We start from the raw sequence: 18,811 nt of genomic DNA, 5'->3' as shown, positions 1-18,811 counted from the left end.
TTAAACTTCAATAAGTTTAATCATTTAAAAAATATAAAAATGTTTAATAAATTTATTCAAAGACCTGTTCTTTCGATAGTAATATCGTTGATTATTGTCTTTTTAGGGGTGTTGTCGGTTTTAAATTTACCAATTACACAATTCCCTACCATTTCACCTCCAATGGTGAATGTTACCGCAGATTATCCTGGATCTAACGGTGAGCTTATGGTTAAGGCGGTGGTTATTCCTTTGGAAAGAGCCTTAAATGGTGTTCCAGGAATGAAATATATGGCTTCTGATGCTGGAAATGACGGGGAAGCTACAATTAAAGTAGTGTTTAATTTAGGTACAGATCCTAATCAAGCGGCTATTAACGTTCAGAACCGTGTGGCTTCTGTTACTAATAAACTTCCTCCTTTGGTAATTCGTGAAGGTATCAAAATTACCCGAGAAGTGCCAAGTATGTTGATGTACGTGAACCTTTACAGTACAGACAAAAATACCGACATGAAGTTCTTGTATAACTATGCTGATATCAACGTACTTTCTGAATTGAAAAGGGTTAATGGTATTGGTTCTGGAGATATCTTAGGAACACGTGAATATGCAATGCGTATCTGGCTGAAACCAGACCGTATGCTGGCTTATAAAATTTCTGCTGATGAGGTAATGGAGGCATTATCAAGTCAAAGTTTGGAGGCTTCTCCTGGTAAAACGGGAGAAAGTTCTGGTAAACGTTCTCAAGCATTTGAATATGTATTGAAATATTCTGGACGTTTTACAACAAAAGAACAGTACGAGAACATTGTAGTAAAAGCAAATCCGAATGGTGAGCTTTTGAGATTGAAAGATGTTGCTAAAGTGGAATTTGGAAGCTCGATGTATGATATCTATTCTAATTTGAATGGAAGACCATCTGCAGCAATCGTATTGAAACAATCATTTGGAAGTAACGCGAATCAGGTTATTGAAGAGGTTAAAGCTAAATTGGAAAAAATCAAACAAAGATTTCCAAAAGGAATGGATTATGAGATTTCGTATGACGTTTCTAAATTCCTAGATGCTTCTATCGAAAAAGTAATCCACACTTTGGTTGAAGCCTTTATTCTGGTAGGTTTAGTAGTTTTCCTTTTCTTAGGAGACTGGCGATCTACGGTTATTCCGGCAATTGCGGTACCTGTATCGTTGGTAGGAACTTTTGTGTTCATGACATTCTTTGATATATCATTGAACTTGATTACGTTATTTGCTTTAGTATTAGCAATTGGAGTCGTCGTCGATGATGCGATTGTAGTTATCGAGGCCGTTCACGCCAAGATGGAAGAAGAACATCTCTCCCCATTTAAAGCGACTAAACAAGCCATGCATGAAATTGCAGGTGCAATTATCGCAATTACATTCTTAATGGCGGCGGTATTTATTCCGGTTGCGTTTATGTCTGGTCCTGTTGGAGTTTTCTACAGACAGTTCTCTGTAACTATGGCAACGGCGATTATTCTTTCTGGTATCGTGGCTTTGACATTGACGCCAGCGCTTTGTGCGATGATGTTAAAAAACAATCACGGGCAGCCTAAAAAACCAACTCCTGCAAATAGATTTATTGATGCTTTCAACGAAAAATTCAATTTAGCACAAGGAAAATACCAGCATTTATTAGGTAAAATTGTTGACAGAAGAGTGGTTACTATTTTAGCGCTTGTAGTTTTTTGTATTGGAACATTTTTAATAAGCAGTTCGGTTCCTTCAGGATTTATTCCGAATGAGGATCAGGGAATGTTTTATGCGGTAATTCAGACACCTCCAGGTTCATCTTTAGAGAGAACGAATAATATTGCTGAGAGAGTTCAAAAAATCGCAGAAGATATTGACGGAGTAAAATCGGTTTCTTCATTAGCGGGTTATGAGATTCTGTCTGAAGGTACAGGAGCCAACTCAGGAACGTGTTTGGTTAACTTGAAAGACTGGAGTGACAGAAAAGAATCTGTTGTGGAGATTATGCATGAAATGGAAGAAAAATGTAAAGATATTACAGGAGCTAATATCGAGTTTTTCCAACCACCTGCTGTACCAGGATATGGTGCTGCTGGAGGATTTGAGCTTCGTTTGCTAGATAAAACTGGTTCTGTAGATTATAAGAGAATGGAGCAGGTAAACAATGACTTTGTTGCCGAATTGAACAAACAGCCAGAATTATCAAACGTATTTAGTTTCTATAGCTCTAGTTTCCCTCAATACATGATGAAAGTTGATAATGACTTGGCGCAGCAAAAAGGGGTTTCTATCGAAAATGCGATGAATACTTTGTCAACTCTTGTGGGAAGTAACTACGAAATCAGTTTTATTAAATTCGGTATCAACTATAAAGTTATTGTTCAGGCTTCACCAGAATATCGTGCACAGCCAGATGATATCTTGAAATTATATGTGAAAAACGATCGTGATGAAATGGTTCCTTTTTCTGCTTTTATGAAATTAGAAAAAGTGTACGGACTTTCAGAAATTACACGTCATAACATGTATACCTCAACACAAATTAGTGGTTCTCCAGCTGCTGGTTATAGTTCTGGTACAGCGATTAAAGTAATTCAGAGAGTAGCTGCTGAAAAATTGCCAAGAGGATATGATATTGACTGGGCAGGTATTTCTGCCGATGAGGTGGCTCAAGGTAATCAAGCAATTTGGGTATTCCTGATCTGTTTAGGATTCGTTTACTTGGTATTAGCGGCACAATATGAAAGTTTCATTCTGCCATTATCAGTAATTCTTTCGTTGCCAGCAGGTATTTTTGGAGCTTTCCTTTTATTGAAATTAACAGGATTAGAAAACAACATTTATGCTCAGGTTGCCATGGTAATGTTGATTGGTTTATTGGGTAAAAATGCCGTACTGATTGTAGAGTTTGCCATACAAAGGCATGCTGCAGGATTATCAGTTTTACAGTCAGCAATGGAAGGAGCAAAAGCAAGGTTCCGTCCAATTTTGATGACCTCATTTGCCTTTATTGCAGGTTTATTGCCACTTGCATTTGCAACGGGCCCAGGTAAAATTGGTAACCGAACAATTGGTACTGCAGCCGCGGGAGGTATGCTTATCGGAACCATTTGTGGTGTATTTGTAATTCCAGGCTTGTATTTCATTTTTGCCAAAATTGCTGAAAAATACAAATTGGTAAAACATGAATTAGAAAATCCATTAACAGAAGAAATTGATAACAATCATGTATAAAGTTAAATCATATCAATATAGTATTGCGTTAGCTGTTTGTTTAGCAGTTGCAGGGTGTAAAACCCCTGCACCTGAGGCAGCAGTAACTACAAGTACTCCAGTTCCTGAATCGTTTGGTGCAACTGCTCAAACGCAAGATGCAAACAATAATACAGCAGCATTAAACTGGAAAGATTATTTTAAAGATCAAAATTTAGTCGATTTAATAGATGCTGCTCTTAAAAACAATCAAGAATTAAATATCACTTTGCAGGAAATTGAAATTGCAAAGAATGATATTCGTGTAAAAAAAGGTCTTTTATTGCCAACAGCAGGTTTACGTGCTGGAGCGGGAGTAGAAAAAGTAGGTAGATATACTAGCCAGGGTGCGGGTGATGCTACAACTGAGATTAAACCGGGTGTTGAGACACCAGATCCGTTAGGAGATTTCACGATTGCTGCTTACGCCAATTGGGAAGTAGATATCTGGAAAAAATTGCGCAATTCTAAAAAAGCAGCTTTAAACAGATATTTAGCTACAGTAGAAGGGAAAAACTTTGTAATTACAAACCTCATCGCCGAAGTTGCTGATTCTTATTATGAATTATTGGCTTTAGACAATCAATTGGATATTGTAAAACAGACTATCAAATTGCAAACTAATGCTTTAGAAATTGTAAAAGTTCAAAAGCAAGCGGCTCGAGCAACAGAATTGGGAGTTAAGAAATTTGAAGCAGAGGTTTTAACTTCACAAAGTTTAGAATTTGATATTTTACAGCAGATAAAAGAAAACGAAAACAAAATCAACTTTTTGCTAGGAAGATATCCGCAGGAAATCAAAAGAACAAGCAGTACTAACTTCTTGAGTTTATTGCCAGCACAAGTAAGTTCAGGAATTCCATCTCAACTTTTACAGAATCGTCCTGATGTTAAACAAGCAGAATTAGAGTTGGTTGCAGCAAAACTAGATGTAAAAGTTGCCCGTGCTGAGTTTTACCCTTCTTTGGATATTACTGCAGCAATTGGAGTAAATGCTTTTAAACCTTCTTATTTGTTTACCATGCCAGAATCGCTTTTATATTCATTGGCAGGAGATCTTGTAGCGCCTTTGATTAACAGAAATGCAATCAAAGCGGAGTTTGCAAGTGCCAACGCAAGACAGATTCAGGCATTATACAATTACGATCGTACAGTTTTAAATGCTTATTTAGAAGTGTCAAACCAAATGTCTAAGATCGAGAATCTTCAAAAAGGTTACGATCTTAAATCGAAACAAGTTGACGCTTTAAATACTTCGATTGACGTTTCTAACGATTTGTTTAAATCGGCAAGAGTGGATTATTTTGAAGTTTTGATGACGCAGAGAGATGCATTAGAAGCAAAACTAGAATTAATCGATACTAAAAAAGAACAATTAAATGCTGCAGTTCATGTTTATAGAGACTTGGGCGGCGGATGGAAATAATATTGCCAATTAATTTGTAGAGGGAAAGCCTTTCGGAAGTAAAATTCTGAAAGGCTTTTTTGTAAAAAAACATTTTGTATTGGCAATTCACTGTTCTGAAAAAAGGAACCTTAAACCTTGGGAACTACAATTAGTTTTCAGGTTTTTTTTTATGTTTTTGTTTTTCTTTTTTATTGTTAATATTTTTCTTACTTATTTTAAACTATTTATTATATTTACAATATAAATTATGTAATATTTTATTTACTTAAATACCACTTCTCATTTATTGATTAAGGTTATAAAATCTACACAAACCTGTAAAATAATCAATACCCTTTAAATATGAGTTTTTTAGCAAAATTAGAATTAGACAATGAAGTGTTTAATGTTTTAGAATTCGATGTTCACTTTAGCCAAAATGTCGATAACAACGGAAAACCTGCCAACAAGACAAAAGGCGGACAGATAAAACTGGTTGTAGAAACGACACAGACTGATTTGTTTTCAGAGTGGATGGTATCCCAAACGAGTGTAAAAGACGGAAAAATCATTTTTTATCGTAGAGACGCCATGAGCACCATGAAAAATGTAACCTTCAAAAAAGGCTATTGCATATCGTTTCATAAAAGTTTTAGAAATGAAGGATCTGTTCCTATGGTCACCGAGATTTTAATTTCATCAAATGAAGTAAAAATCGGAAACACACTTTTTGAAAATAACTGGAAAAATTCATAGACCTTCTAAATGACTAATTAATATGGCATTACAAACGATCACAAATATTAGAATTGGCGAAATTCGAATTACTAATTTCAACAAATTAGAAGTTTTTCAGACCATTCACGACCACCACACTTTTTCATTTGAAGTTAGACAGGATTTATTGGTAGAAGAATTTAAAAGCGTTATGCCTTTTTCCCAGAAATTATATGGAGAAAAAATAAGCATAGAGATAAAACCTATAGACGGACTGGAAGATCTTATTATTGGCGCAGATCCTAAAGATTATATTATGCAGTTTTATGGTATTGTGACCGAAGTCAAACTGCAAAAATCGCGTATCAAAGACATAGAAGAAACTATTGTGATAAAAGGGAAAAGCTCTACAATAGTGTTGGAAAATGGGCCAGAATGCAACTCTTTTACCAATATGTCTTTGAGCGATATTGTAAGCAAAGTAAAATCGGGCTGTGATATCGATATGGATGTCAGGCCATTTTATTTGGATAATCTGCCTTATACCGTGCAGTATAACGAAAGCAATTTCTCTTTTCTGAACCGTTTGGCAAAAAGAAACGGACACTGGCTATATTATAATGGGCGAACAACCATTTTTGGAAGTCCTGGCGGCGTTGGCGGACAGCCAAAATTAATTTTCGGAATAAACATGCAGGATTTTGATTATACCATCAAACTTTTGCCTGCCCAGTTTAAAATAATGGAGAATGACAATTATGACGGGCAGTATAAAACCGACGAAACTTTAAGATACAGAAAAGAAGCCGACGGATTTCATCAAAACTTTTTAAACAGGTCTAATGAGGTTTTTAATATAGAAACCGTAATACAGCTCAATCAGACTCCTGTTGGCGGATCTGGAAGACGATCTTCAGAAGAATATGCCAAAAACAAAATGCGCGCTGTTTTAAGCGGTTTGGTAGAAGTGAAAGCATCGAGTGAAGTTCCGGGTATTACTATAGGAAATGAAGTGCGTGTATTGGGTGTCGACATGCAATTGGAGAGCTCTTACCGCGTAACACAGATTACACATATTTGTGATGACGGTGGCGGTTACGAAAACCACTTTACAGCCGTAAATTTTAACGGTTCTGTATTTTCTCCCGAAACAGATCCAGATTTAGTGCCTTACTGCAAGAGCCAGACCGCCATTGTAACCGCCAACGCAGATCCTGATGGATTTAGCGGCGTACAGGTACAGATGCCGTGGCAGGCAGCCAAAGGCCAAACCACGCCTTACATTCCTTTAGTACAGAATTACGGAGGCGATGCCAGAGGCGCTCACATCATACCTGAAATTGGCGACACCGTTTTTGTAGATTTTCAGGGCAATAATGCCGAACTGCCTATTGTAATGGGAACCATGACCAGCAAAAAAGAAAAAAGCGGTTATAGTACGCCGAATAATGATATAAAGGCAGTAATGCATAGCCGAAGCGGAAACAGAATTATTAATGACGATGCTACGGGTGATATTACAATTGAAAGCCAAAAAGGCGAAACAATAGCCGTGATTCATGGTGATGGAAACATTAGGTTTAAAGCTCCTAAAAATATTGAATTGGAAGCTGGTGAAGATATTGTTATGAAAGCTGGAAGGGATATAACATCTAATGCAGGACTAAATATTTATGAAACAGCGGGAGTTGATAAGTCAACAGTTGTTGGTGGAATGTTACATACAAATGTTACTGGCAATAACATGTTTTATGTGGGCGGTGATCATGATGAAAATATAGAAGGAAACTTGAAATCACACACAGAAAAAGAACGAAATGAAATCGGCTTAGAAGGCATTCAAAACAATAGTGAAAAAGATATTATTAAGCACGCAAAAAGTAATGTTCAAAACAATAGCGGTGAAAACACAACACACAACTAAATCATGAGAAGAAGATTTGTAAAGGGTACGATTACCAAAACTACTGGAGGAAATTATATTATGTACTCCAATAGCAATATCATTACAAATGCTGGCGGTTTCATACGTGAGACCGCCGATGGAGAAATTATCTATGGTGGGCCTGAAGATGCGCCACCTAAAACATTGTTTGAAAAAATGCAGGTCGAAGGAGATTTTTTTGATATGTCAGGAAATTACTTGGGCTCGACAAAAAACAGCAAAAAAATGATATTTATAACAGGACGGGATATTACAAGAATTCCTTATACTCATGGAACTCTACCAAAAGAGTTTTATGATAAAGATGTTTCTTTTACTGGCAAAGGAAATATTGTAAACGCAGAAGCTGCAAAAAAATATGGAACAGTAATAACAAGTTTATGTCCTATAACACGATTTAATGTTGCGGAAAAAATATACAATTATTATTATCAAGAAGCTGGTTATAGCTTAAATGAATTGAAATATAAAACTATTACTGACGCAACCAATGATCCTTCTAATACGGGATATGCAGTTACTAAATTAGGAGGTGTAAGTCCAAATTCTGAGTATTTGAAAAAAGAGGAGGCAGAAATAAAAATTATATATGGACATATTGGAGTAAATTTTGACACAGGCTATGATATTATGAGTGTTTGTGGCCATGAATATTTTCATTTACAAGAATTAATCAGATTAAAAAAGAAAATATATGATGGTTATCAAGAAGATCGAGCATATAGATATCAGGTATTAGTTGATAAAAATTGGGAGCATGTATCTATTGGATTCAAAAAGAGAATGCTTGAGAATATTTTAAATAATGTTGCTGATACAAGTGACAATGCATTTTATAAAAAAGCTAGAGGTAATGAAAAACAATATAAAAATCATAAAGAATGGGAACAAGGAAATGCTATAACTTTATGAGTATTAAAATATGCTCATACTTTTTTCTATTATCTTTTTTCGCATGTACTACAAAAAAAGATAAAAGTGATATAAAAATTGACTTACTGAATAGTGAAGTTGTTTGTGTTGACAATGTAAATAAACAAGATTTTTTAGAAGTTTATTATCTTCCTAATAAAATTTATGACAGTCTTTCGAAAAATGTTTTGCATTATAAAATTACGAATGTTTCAAATAAAAAATATTTTATAATGCTAAATGAAAATTTTTTAGGAACAGAAGAAAGAGATTTATATAATGAGGCTATAGGAAAGAAAAAATTAATTCGCAACTCAATAGGGTTTAATATGTATAAAAATGGGAAGATTCTAGATGGTAGTTCGACAAAAATTGAGAATATGTGTGGGAATGATTATGAATTTATTAAGTTGCAAGAACTAGATACAATCATTAAGAAGTTTTTGATTAAAAATAAACTTCCTAAAAAATATGACTTAAGAAATATTGGTTCTGAGAATGATTCTCTAAAAAGTTATTTTTTGCAACCTGGAGAAACAAAATATTTCACTTCTGTTATAAACTTGCCATATAGGAATGATCAAAAATGGATATCAAATATAGAAAATAAAAAGCCTAATTTCGCTACCATTTCTTTGCGTAATGATTCCGTTTCTACTAATAAAACAATTAGTAAAAATGTGAAAAGAGAGATTAAAGAAAATGGATATGTTTTATTTGATGGTGTTATCTACTCTAACAGAATTCCCGTTAAATTAATAACTTTTTAAACATAAATTAATTTCTTCAAAAAGTTCCCTTGTTAGCGCGAGCGTCTCGCTCGTGAACACAAAGTTTATTTAACCGAATTAATTCTCAAGAGCACGAGCGAGATGCTCGCGTCAGTAGGAAAAAAACTTAAGAAACACATTTAATTAAAAATAACATAATGAAAGTATTTGTAACCTTACTTCTACTAACTGCCATTGCTTTTTCATTACAGTTTTATCTTGACCGTACAGAAGAGAATTATTCTGAAGTTGTCTGTACTCTAACAGCTCCTATAGCTACTTCGATATTGATATTGTTGATTTATTTTTTTAGTCCCCAGAAAACACAATACCGCCACAGAATGGGTATCATAATACTAATTTGTACTATTCTTTTTGTACTTTTTTTTATAGGATTTTTATATATCGCACAATTGGGAAAAGCATTTTCACATTAATTATAATTATGAAATATTTCACAAAAAGAGAAGATACTATAAATGGATTACTTTCAATTTTATTAGTGTTAATTCTATTCGCTATTGCTGTTCAGAGATACAATTATAAAGCTGATGAAAGGTTTGAATGGGGTAGTGGTGTATTAAGCAGTAAAGGTAACGTGGTTCAAGTAAGTAGTTGTCATTTTCATCATGCCATAGATTGGAATTATGATGATATGAAGGAAAACATAATTGATGATGGCTGGGATGATATAAATTACATTAAACTTCAAAATAATGTTTTTTATCCTGATAGTTTGTCAATAAGTTGGTTTTCATACACAGAAAAAAAGTTTTATCAAGGAAAGTTTATCTTGCCATATAAAATTATTTTGGTAAAAGCAAAACAGTTGAGAATGAATAGGAAACGATATGGGAAAAATTATTCAGAAGAAGATTCCAATAAAGTTATGATTAGATTTTTAGCAGAAATATTGCCTAATGGAAAACTCGCAGTATGGATTTCGAATGATGATGATAAATTAAAAATTGGAAATTATCAAGCTAAAGAAGTTAATGAAAGTTGGCATATTTTTGATCAAAGCGACCAAATTGATTCTACTTCAACTATTGACATATCAATAAAAATAGCTTTGGTAATGGAGCATTATCCTTATAAAATTGACATTAAATTACCTAGCGGATTTTATTTAGGAGATTCCGATTTCACTTTTTTTAATCAAAAAAATTGGTATTTCAAAAGCAAGAAGCCTGAAAAAACACCAATTTTTTATCAAATTCCTGATTGTTTTCGTTTATCATGGAGTAACGGTAAAAAGCAATTTTCATCTCAATTTTATTTTAAAGAGGATGAAACTTTAAAAGCTTTTAGAAAACTAAAAACTCTACAAAAACCGAATCAGTTATTATTGGAATTGAAGATAAATAATACTAATGACAGTATAAGTGCAATACTAAAAAATGATAAAAGTTCGGTAAAGATTTTACCTTCTTATGTATATGTTTCCCCAATGGGTTAGCGGGATGTTCACGTCAATAGAGGAGAATAGAAAAGCCTCTTAATATTAAGAGGCTTTTTTTATGAGAAGAGAAACACACACTTCTAATCTATTAAAATATTGCATATTTATCTATTACTAGCACAAGCCTTATAGATCTGTTTCTCTGAAAATGACGATAAAGCTTCGGCGAGATTTCGGCTGGTTCTTAAGCAGCTCAGTATTTTTTGCCTTAAATTGATATCGTCTCCAAACTCTGTATGCATGAGGAGCTCGAAGATTTCCTGTAAATACATTGGCTGTTCTTTGTAATCTCCCTCAAACAATTCGTCTGAAAGGAAATTAATTACGGATGGCATTACATCACGATGTGTTGGTTTTTGATTTTCTTTTGACATTTTCGAAAATATTTAAACGCACGAAGCCCTCATCTTCGGTTGTGTCAAAACACTACAAGGAGTGGAATTAGGGCTATCACTAGCTCCAGCAACGTGAATGAGGGCTCGTTATGTTAACTTAAAATTTAAGTTTCGGATTTCTCCTTGTATAGTATTTTGACTTTACAAAGATATGCTTTTATTTTAAAAAGAAAGAAAAAACCTACTTTTTGTTTTTACTGGATTTTAACTCTGAATTTAAGTTTAAAACAAAGATAGAAATTATTATTTGTGATTGAATTGCGCCCTAACTTTGATTGTAAAATTTAGGTTTGCTGGAACTTGGGCGGCCGATGGAAATAATATTCCCAATTAATTTGTAGAGAAAAAGCCTTTCGGAACTAAAGTTCTGAAAGGCTTTTTTGTGTTTATAAAATTGTCAAACCAGTATTTTTATACGGCTTTAAAATTTCCTCGTCCGGAGAAACATTGGTTACCAAAACATCGATGTCTTTTATTGGGCAGACAAAATAAGATTCGGCAGTTTCCACTTTTTCGATAGAACTTAAAGCGATGACAAAATTGGAATTTTTAATCATATTTTTTTTCAGCACAGAATCGTCGTATAAAATTCCCGTAATACCGCGTTCATGGTGAATACTGCAGATTCCCAAAATGAAGATGTCTGCTCTAAAATTTCTAAAGAAATCAATTGTTTCAATACTCGATGTCGCAAAAGAAGTTTTGCACATTTTACCGCCTGCAAAAATTAAATCAATATTGGGTAAATCTTCCACCAACGAAGCTATGGGAAAACTATTGGTAATAACCGTCAATTTTAAATCGTAAGGAAAGCTTGCTACCAAAGCTAGAGAAGTGGTTCCGCCGTCAATAAAAACGACTTGTCCGTCTTTTAAATACGAAATAGCTTTTTGAGCGATAATTTTTTTGTTTTCGATATCGTGTTTTTCTCTTTTCCTGTAGTGAAGAGGAATAGGAGAAGGAGCGACCGCACCGCCACGAACTGCTTTTAAAAGCCCTTGATCTGAAAGCTCTTTTAAATCACGTCGGATCGTATCTTCTGAAACGCTCAGATACTCGCTTAATTCTACAGAGCTAACTCGATGTTCTTTAGATAGATATTCTAAAATTGCTTTTTGACGTTCTTCCTTTTTCATTTTATTTGCGGTTTTATATTGCAAAAATAAGTTAAAAATTGCAATGTTTTGCAATTTTTGCATAATTTTACCGCAAAATAAAATTATCATGAGAAAGAAAACCATTGCAGTCGATATGGATGGGGTACTAGCGGATATAGAAACCCAATTGATTGAAGAATATAATAAAGAATACGGAATGAACCTTTCAAAAGAAAGTATTCAAGGATTAAGTGAAGAAGAAGCTTTTAAGGAAAGAGCACTTTTGCACGGAATTTTAAATAAAGGAAATTTTTTTAGAAACCTGCCTGTAATGCCAGATGCAGTCGAGAGTTTGCAAGAACTCCAAAAGAATTTTGAAATTTTTATTGTTTCGGCAGCAACAGAATTTCCAATTTCCCTAGCCGAAAAAGTAGCTTGGCTCGCTGAGCATTTCCCTTTTATAAAATGGGAAAATATTGTTTTATGTGGCAGTAAAAGAATTATAAATACCGATTATTTAATTGATGACCATTGCAAAAATTTAGATTACTGCATGGGCAAGCCTATTATGTTTACTGCCTTTCATAATATAAACAAGACGCACCATTTGCGGGTAAATAACTGGAAAGAAGCGGTGGCGGTTTTAAACGAAACATTATAAGCTAAATAAGGTTATAATAGGATTGTTTTTTGAAGAGAAAAGCCTTTCAGATTAATTCTGAAAGGCTTTTTATTTAATACGCGAATTTTTCTTTTACTTTAATCTGAGTTTGTTCTGGCATTGATATTTTTACTTTAAATCCTTTGCCAGGTTCTGTATCGATATCAAATGTTCCGTTGATGGCTATAATGCGATTTGACATGTTTTGAAGGCCATTTTTTACAATCACACTTTTTTCGCAGCCTTTACCATTATCCCTATAATTTATTGAAATTGATTTTTGGTCACTTTCAAATCGTATCACAACAATACTGGCCTCGCTGTGTTTTTTCATGTTCACCATTAATTCCTGTAAAATTCGGCTGATGGTGATCTTTTTTATATCGTCAATGTCTTCCCAATTTATATTTTCTAAATTGGTAATCATAATATTTCTCTCTCGTGTATTATAAGCAGAAAGCATTTCTTTTATACTGCGGGTAAAATTTGCTCCTGTATCAATACTATTATTTTCTCTAGAAATTCCCCTTACGCGACTATAAATATCATCTAGTTTTTGGAGTAAATTCTCTTTGGTGTTTTCTACAGATAATGGCTGAGATTCTGCAAAAGCGATAACTTGAAAGACGTCGTTTGCCAATTCATCATGAATCTTTTTAGCAATTCGGGTTTCGGTGTTGTACGAAGTTTTAAATTCGATGGCTTTATTTTTATTTTTATAATAGCGTATTAAAATGAATATTAGAATAACTAAAAAAGCAAAAACAATTACGGATACGATTTTTAGGTACTGGGCTCTTTGAAGCGATAATTGATTCTCGGCCTTTTCTAAACGAAGTTTTTCGTTTTCGTCTTTTTCCTTTTTGGCATCGTATTTAATTTTGGCAGACTTATTTTTAAAATTATTTCGAACCTTAATAATGCTGTCGTTTAAGGTGAAAAACTTTTGTGTGTATTTTGCGGTATTACGGGTATTATCATTTGAAATTAATATTTGAAGCGCTTCTAATCTTTCGTCGATACTATTGAGTTTTGTAGAAATGTTATACGCTGCAAGAGCGTTCTCATCTGATTTTTGAAGATTATGTTTAGAGTAATAGTCTGCAAGGTGCAGATAACTTTCGATACTTCCGTATGTATCTTTAATTTCAAGTCTGATTTGGAGTGCTTGATCCATTAAATGAAATCCTTTTTCATCCATTCCATTTTTAAAGTAAGCGTAACCTAAATTGTCTTGCATTCTTCCTTTAGAACGAGCGTTAGATTTTTCGTTTAGCAATTTTTGGCTTAAAATTGACTCTAAAATTTTAATTGCTTCATCATATTTTTTTTGAAGAATATAGACGACTGCAATATTGCCTAAAGGTGGTAGTCTTTCTTTGAAGCTTTCGGAATCTTTCACTGACTCTTCGTAATAAAATACAGCATCTTGATAAAGAGAAAGTTCTTTATCAGCAATTCCTAGTGCATTATTTATACAGCCTTTATGATCTTTGTTTTTTTTAGCATACGGCAGTGCTTCAGTTACGGTTTCTTTACTACCATAATAATCGCCATTAATCTGCTGAATAGTGGCCATTTGGATAAGAATATAAGAAATATTGGCACTATCTTTTAAAGTTTCAAAAAGAGCTTTTGATTTGTTAAATTCATAAAAAGCAGTATTAAAGTTTTCTTTTACATAATTTTCATCTGCCTTATCTCGTAAATTAAGTGCTTGTTTTCGAATCAATTCTGAATCAGGATGAGTGGTTCTTTCTTCTTTACAAGAAAAAAGAAAAATAAGTAGAATAAAATAAAAAAACGGGGACCGTAACATAAATTTACTTTCCCCGAAAATAGTAATTAATTAGATACTAAAAATAAATTTATTAGTATTATGGTTTAACTGGTGGTCTTGGTTCATCACCAGGACCATTAGGCTTATCATCACCAGCATGACCATTTACTTTTTCAATTTTCTTTACTGGTTGGGTCTCGTACTCATCAGGAGTGCAAGAAAATATCGTGAACAATAGCGCAAAAGCGATAAATAGTATTAGGTTTTTCATTTTGTTTATTTTTAAGAAATTAGACATAGGTATTGCTGTCCGGAATGATCCAGAGGCTTTCTGTGGCAATACCAACATTGGTTTTGGGAAGTGAAGAGAGTAAAACAGTAAGACGTTATTTATACTTCCCGAATAAACTCGGTCTTACGGTTTTTACACTCCTAATTAGAACTAGTTTTTACGATTGTTTTAGTCTGCAGACAAAACTTGAACTAATTTCTTGGTGCAAAGTAAAGGCGCTTCTAAGCCTTAACTAGCAAGGGATTCCCGGAATTCCTGCGTTTTCCTGAGATTCCCGAGAATTCCCAGAAAAAAGTATGCAAAAGGCTAGTTTGAATTATTTAAGTTGAAAGAGATCTCTTTATTATAGATGCAATAAGCCCGTCAAAAGTTGGCTGCGAACGGTTAAAAGATGCAGAAATAATATAGGATTGAAGTAAAGATCGAAAGCGCTTGTGACAATTTAATTGTCGAAGTCAAAAATAATGGCATATAAAAAAAGTTTTTGGTGAAAAATGAACATGAAGAGTCGAAAGAGATTCCTAAAAAAAGGAAGTCTTTTCATGAATTTGGAAGTTTTATTTTCTAAAAACGGAGTTCAGAAAATAGATCTTCGCAAAATAAATACGATTATGGCTGAAATTTTTGTGCTACTGTTTTCTGTCTGTTTACACTTTGTCCAGAAAAAAGATTGGTAAGATTAATTTCGAAATGAAATTGGATCGCATTTTGAAAAATAAAATGCTTGAAGAAATAAAAAGAATAATTTTTTGAAGGGTAATTGAGGCATTTAAAAAGTTTGTTTTTCGGCATATATTTACTGTTATTTACACTATAAAGATAAGAAAAAAATCCCGTTAAACCTAATGAAATTCAATAAAATAAGTGATTTTTTAGCCTTTTTTTGAAGTTTTTTTTAACCGAAATTGCTCGTTTTAGAAACAGTAAAACTTGAATTTTTGCATTAGCGGAATTGCCATAAAATTATCTATATTTATAAACAAAAAATAGATTTTGGATTTCTATTAAGTATCAGTTTAAAAAATATCTTCTATGAAAAAACTCTTATTATTAGTAATTATTTTATGCGCTGTAGGCTGTAAAAAATATGTTGTTTCGTTTGAACAGCCAACAAACATGAAATTGGACAATATAAAACTAGAAGTATTTCTGGATAAAGAAAAAGTTCAAGAAATTACCCTAAAAGCAACAGAAGCACTGCCTACTTACGAAACAGTAGGATTATCAACTTCTGGTGAAGGAAAACACATGCTTCAGGTTAAAGCAAAAGATACAACCTTTAGTTTTGAGGTAAAATATCCTGAGGAGAAATATATCAGGATTATAACTAATTTAAAACCTAATGGAAAAATTCATGTTGGAATCTTAAAACAGAATTATAAATATAAGTCTTAATGATATTTGGGTTAGTTTTCTAACCGCAAATGGCACAATCCCGATAGCTATCGGGATACGCAAAGTTCGCAAAGCAATTTATATCGCTTTGCGAACTTTGTTTTAAAGGAAAAGGACTTAAAATACTTAGTATACTTTGTGTTAAAATAAACAGTTAAGATAGGAAATCCTTAAACCACAATCCAGAGTTTTTAATGGTTCTTTTTTGGGTTTCAAAATCAACGTGAATTAATCCGAATCGGGCATTGTAACCTTCTGCCCATTCAAAATTATCAGTTAAAGTCCACACAAAATACCCGTCAACATTTAGACCTTCATTTTTAGCTTTTAAAATTTGTTCTAAATTGTCTTGAATAAAATGAGTTCGTTTTATATCGTGAACCTTTCCGTTTTGGACAGTATCTGGAAAAGCAGCTCCATTTTCGGTGATAATTATTTTTTTGATTCCGTCATATTCGTTAAACTTTTTAAGAATATGGTACATAGCAGGCGGATAAACTTCCCAGCCCATATCGGTCGATATTACATTTCGTTTTTCAGCACTTATTAATTCGGCGCCAATGTACGGAGTCAAAATAGAATGCTTTACAACTTCTCGCGTATAACATTGCAATCCGATAAAATCAAAATCGAAAGCGAGATTATTTAAATCATCTTCTAAAATATAATTGTTCAGTTTTTTAAGAACCGGAAGATCCTTTTGCGGATAGCCTAGTCCTAAAATTGGTTCTATAAAAGTTCTGTTTAAAAGAGTATCTACACGTTTTGCGGCTTCAATATCTTTTGCATTTTCGGTCGAAGGTTCAATATGCGTGCAGGAGAATGTAGTTCCAATATGTGCATCGGGAACTTTTTCGCGTATTATTTTACCGCCTGCAGCAGTTGCCAGTGTAACATGATGCATGGCTTTTAGATAATTGGTAATTCCTTTTTTTCCAGGCGCATGTATGCCTAAAAAATAACCCGCTCCAGTAAATACCGAAGGTTCGTTAATTACCATCCAGTTTTTTACACGATCGCCAAAATACTGTACGCAGACTTCGACATATTCTTTAAACCAAGAAACCGATTCGCGATTGGTCCAGCCTCCTTTTACTTCCAGCTCGTGCGGTAAATCCCAATGGTAAAGTGTTATCCAAGGTTCTATTCCAGAAGCCAGAAGCGAATCTATAATTTTGTTGTAATAATCAATTCCCGCCTGATTTACAGGATGAACGCCAGTCGGCATAATTCTAGGCCAACTGATAGAAAACCTAAAATTCGGAATATTTAATTCTTTAATTAAATTAATATCTTCCTGATAGGAGTTGTAGAAATCACAAGCGGTTATAGCATGATGTCCGTTTTTGATTTTTCCTTTTTGAGAAGTAAAAACATCCCAGATAGAAGAACCTTTTCCGTCGGCGTCATGTGCCCCTTCAATTTGGAAAGCGGCGGTAGAAATACCCCACAAGAAGTCGTTACCAAATTGGTTTTTGTTTAGAAATGAGCTTTCAATTTTATTCATTCAATAGTGCTTTCCTTTATTTTTAAATAGTTTATTAATGCAGGAAAGAAGATTGCATTGCTCTTAAAAAAAGCCATTCTTTGAATGATACCAGGAATTTTAGATTAAAGAATTTCATAACGATTAGTTTTATATCAAATTAAGAAAACTAATGTGAAATTATTGTAAAGTGATTATTATCAAATGATTAAATATTGAAAAAGGGAAGATAATCAATCTTCCCATCCGCATAATGTTAAACCTAAACCTTGTGCTTGTTTAAGTGATGTTTTTACTGTTCCATGACTGCAAGCACTTAAGCCGCGGCAGTTTTCATTATAATGGTATTTTTTTGCGCCAGTAGTACCACAAATAAAGACGTTGGTTTCTGGTGGTCTAAATGATGTAGCAAAAATAAAAAGTAAGAGTAGTGTATATTTCATTGGATATTTTTATTTGACAATTAATTGATATTCGTTTCCTTTTTTATCAATAGCTTTTAATTTCCCGTATGAAATCCATTCCGTATTGATTTCGATTTCTGCAATCGTATCAGTTGTTAAAATACCAGCGCCGTATTTCCCCGAAACGTTTATATTGCCAGAGACAGAATCTCCAGCGCTATTTATCCCTTTCACATCATAATTGTACTCATAATTCCCAGGGTTTCCTGTTCTATATTCGTATTGATAGGTTTTATTTACATGATACGTTCTGGCTTCTTCAGGAGTGATTGTTTTACGATCATCTGCAGTAATTGTCGATTTGTAAAATGAATTTACTTGTGGCAATGGAGGAGGAGAAGCCACCTTTTTGCAGGAATAAAATGCAAATAAAGAAAGTAAGATGAGGTAGTTTTTTTGCATAGGCAATGTGGTATTTAGTTAGCTGAAAATCCTGTTTTTTATTGTTTTATTGCTTCATCTATTTTGTTAGATAAAAAGACATTTCCTAATATGCCAAAGCCAATAGTTTTAGTTTTTCCGTCGACAGTAACATCTGTTGTCGAAAAAAGAATATAATTTGATGAAGAAACTATATTATCTACGAGCATGTTTACCATCGATTGTGCTAGAGCATTTCCTAACATTCCTCCAACTTTTGACATTTCATTGTTCTGAGTTGTATTTTCTTTATCTATTTCTTTTTCTAAAAATGCATTCATTTTCAGTTTTACTTCTTCTTTATGTTTTTCAGTTCCAGGATTAGTAAGTGCAGTGACCAATAAAATCAAGCAAAGCCCTGCAATTATGTAATGTTTTGGTTTCATAGTGTTTTTATTATGGG

17 protein-coding genes are annotated in these 18,811 nt (G+C 33.5%); 9 read left to right on the top strand and 8 right to left on the bottom strand.

Annotated features, from left to right (window positions below; translation table 11 throughout):
- The first annotated feature begins 39 nt into the window (after positions 1–39).
- The 7 genes from OZP10_RS03300 to OZP10_RS03270 all read left to right on the top strand — a co-directional run bounded on the left by OZP10_RS03300 (position 40) and on the right by OZP10_RS03270 (position 10,415).
- A complete protein-coding gene (locus OZP10_RS03300; RefSeq protein WP_281633514.1) occupies positions 40–3,207 on the top strand; it encodes an efflux RND transporter permease subunit in 3,168 nt (1,055 codons plus the stop codon).
- Positions 3,200–4,651 (top strand): TolC family protein, encoded by a 1,452-nt coding sequence (locus OZP10_RS03295; RefSeq protein ID WP_281633513.1) that lies wholly within the window; start codon positions 3,200–3,202, stop codon positions 4,649–4,651. The genes OZP10_RS03300 and OZP10_RS03295 overlap by 8 nt, the downstream gene beginning before the upstream one ends.
- Positions 4,652–4,975: 324 nt before the next feature.
- Entirely contained in the window at positions 4,976–5,368 is a 393-nt protein-coding gene (gene tssD / locus OZP10_RS03290) for a type VI secretion system tube protein TssD (protein WP_281633512.1), read from the top strand.
- Between the two features lie 22 nt (positions 5,369–5,390).
- Positions 5,391–7,253 carry a phage baseplate assembly protein V gene (locus OZP10_RS03285; protein ID WP_281633511.1) on the top strand — a complete coding sequence of 621 codons (1,863 nt, stop codon included), beginning with the start codon at positions 5,391–5,393 and terminating at the stop codon, positions 7,251–7,253.
- A 3-nt stretch (positions 7,254–7,256) separates the two neighbouring features.
- On the top strand, positions 7,257–8,186 hold the full coding sequence (locus tag OZP10_RS03280) for a hypothetical protein (RefSeq protein ID WP_281633510.1): 930 nt from the start codon (positions 7,257–7,259) through the stop codon (positions 8,184–8,186).
- A complete protein-coding gene (locus tag OZP10_RS03275; protein WP_281633509.1) occupies positions 8,183–8,956 on the top strand; it encodes a hypothetical protein in 774 nt (257 codons plus the stop codon). Before OZP10_RS03280 ends, OZP10_RS03275 begins: the two co-directional genes overlap by 4 nt.
- Before the next feature lie 445 nt (positions 8,957–9,401).
- Positions 9,402–10,415 (top strand): DUF2931 family protein, encoded by a 1,014-nt coding sequence (locus OZP10_RS03270; protein ID WP_281633508.1) that lies wholly within the window; start codon positions 9,402–9,404, stop codon positions 10,413–10,415.
- 107 nt (positions 10,416–10,522) lie between these two features.
- Here OZP10_RS03270 and OZP10_RS03265 read toward each other — a convergent pair whose 3' ends face one another.
- Together OZP10_RS03265 and OZP10_RS03260 are read right to left on the bottom strand one after the other, a co-directional pair.
- Positions 10,523–10,792: a hypothetical protein gene (locus tag OZP10_RS03265; RefSeq protein WP_111426535.1), complete on the bottom strand. Its 270-nt coding sequence runs from the start codon at positions 10,790–10,792 to the stop codon at positions 10,523–10,525.
- 407 nt (positions 10,793–11,199) lie between these two features.
- The gene (locus OZP10_RS03260) at positions 11,200–11,949 is read right to left on the bottom strand and encodes a DeoR/GlpR family DNA-binding transcription regulator (protein ID WP_281633507.1); all 750 of its coding nucleotides are present in this window, start codon (positions 11,947–11,949) and stop codon (positions 11,200–11,202) included.
- An 88-nt stretch (positions 11,950–12,037) separates the two neighbouring features.
- On the opposite strand from OZP10_RS03260, the gene OZP10_RS03255 reads away from it, so the two are divergent.
- Positions 12,038–12,571 (top strand): 5' nucleotidase, NT5C type, encoded by a 534-nt coding sequence (locus OZP10_RS03255; protein ID WP_281633506.1) that lies wholly within the window; start codon positions 12,038–12,040, stop codon positions 12,569–12,571.
- Between the two features lie 73 nt (positions 12,572–12,644).
- Here OZP10_RS03255 and OZP10_RS03250 read toward each other — a convergent pair whose 3' ends face one another.
- The gene (locus OZP10_RS03250) at positions 12,645–14,303 is read right to left on the bottom strand and encodes a tetratricopeptide repeat-containing sensor histidine kinase (protein ID WP_349293754.1); all 1,659 of its coding nucleotides are present in this window, start codon (positions 14,301–14,303) and stop codon (positions 12,645–12,647) included.
- A 145-nt stretch (positions 14,304–14,448) separates the two neighbouring features.
- Complete coding sequence (locus OZP10_RS03245; RefSeq protein WP_281633504.1) at positions 14,449–14,622, bottom strand: hypothetical protein; 174 nt, start codon at positions 14,620–14,622, stop codon at positions 14,449–14,451.
- Between the two features lie 1,053 nt (positions 14,623–15,675).
- Between OZP10_RS03245 and OZP10_RS03240 the strand changes: the two genes are divergently transcribed.
- The gene (locus tag OZP10_RS03240; RefSeq protein WP_281633503.1) at positions 15,676–16,038 is read left to right on the top strand and encodes a hypothetical protein; all 363 of its coding nucleotides are present in this window, start codon (positions 15,676–15,678) and stop codon (positions 16,036–16,038) included.
- 154 nt (positions 16,039–16,192) lie between these two features.
- Here OZP10_RS03240 and OZP10_RS03235 read toward each other — a convergent pair whose 3' ends face one another.
- From OZP10_RS03235 to OZP10_RS03220, 4 genes are all read right to left on the bottom strand, one after another.
- Positions 16,193–17,545: a GH1 family beta-glucosidase gene (locus tag OZP10_RS03235; RefSeq protein ID WP_281633502.1), complete on the bottom strand. Its 1,353-nt coding sequence runs from the start codon at positions 17,543–17,545 to the stop codon at positions 16,193–16,195.
- Positions 17,546–17,757: 212 nt separating this feature from the next.
- Positions 17,758–17,967, bottom strand: a complete 210-nt coding sequence (locus OZP10_RS03230; protein ID WP_281633501.1) for a hypothetical protein — start codon at positions 17,965–17,967, stop codon at positions 17,758–17,760.
- A 9-nt stretch (positions 17,968–17,976) separates the two neighbouring features.
- Positions 17,977–18,390: a hypothetical protein gene (locus tag OZP10_RS03225; RefSeq protein WP_281633500.1), complete on the bottom strand. Its 414-nt coding sequence runs from the start codon at positions 18,388–18,390 to the stop codon at positions 17,977–17,979.
- Between the two features lie 38 nt (positions 18,391–18,428).
- Positions 18,429–18,794 carry a DUF4359 domain-containing protein gene (locus tag OZP10_RS03220; RefSeq protein WP_281633499.1) on the bottom strand — a complete coding sequence of 122 codons (366 nt, stop codon included), beginning with the start codon at positions 18,792–18,794 and terminating at the stop codon, positions 18,429–18,431.
- Positions 18,795–18,811: the final 17 nt, after the last annotated feature.

It is taken from the genome of Flavobacterium luteolum, assembly GCF_027111275.1.
GTDB classification, from domain to species: Bacteria; Bacteroidota; Bacteroidia; order Flavobacteriales; family Flavobacteriaceae; genus Flavobacterium; species Flavobacterium luteolum.
This window is presented reverse-complemented; position numbering and strand designations above follow the sequence as displayed.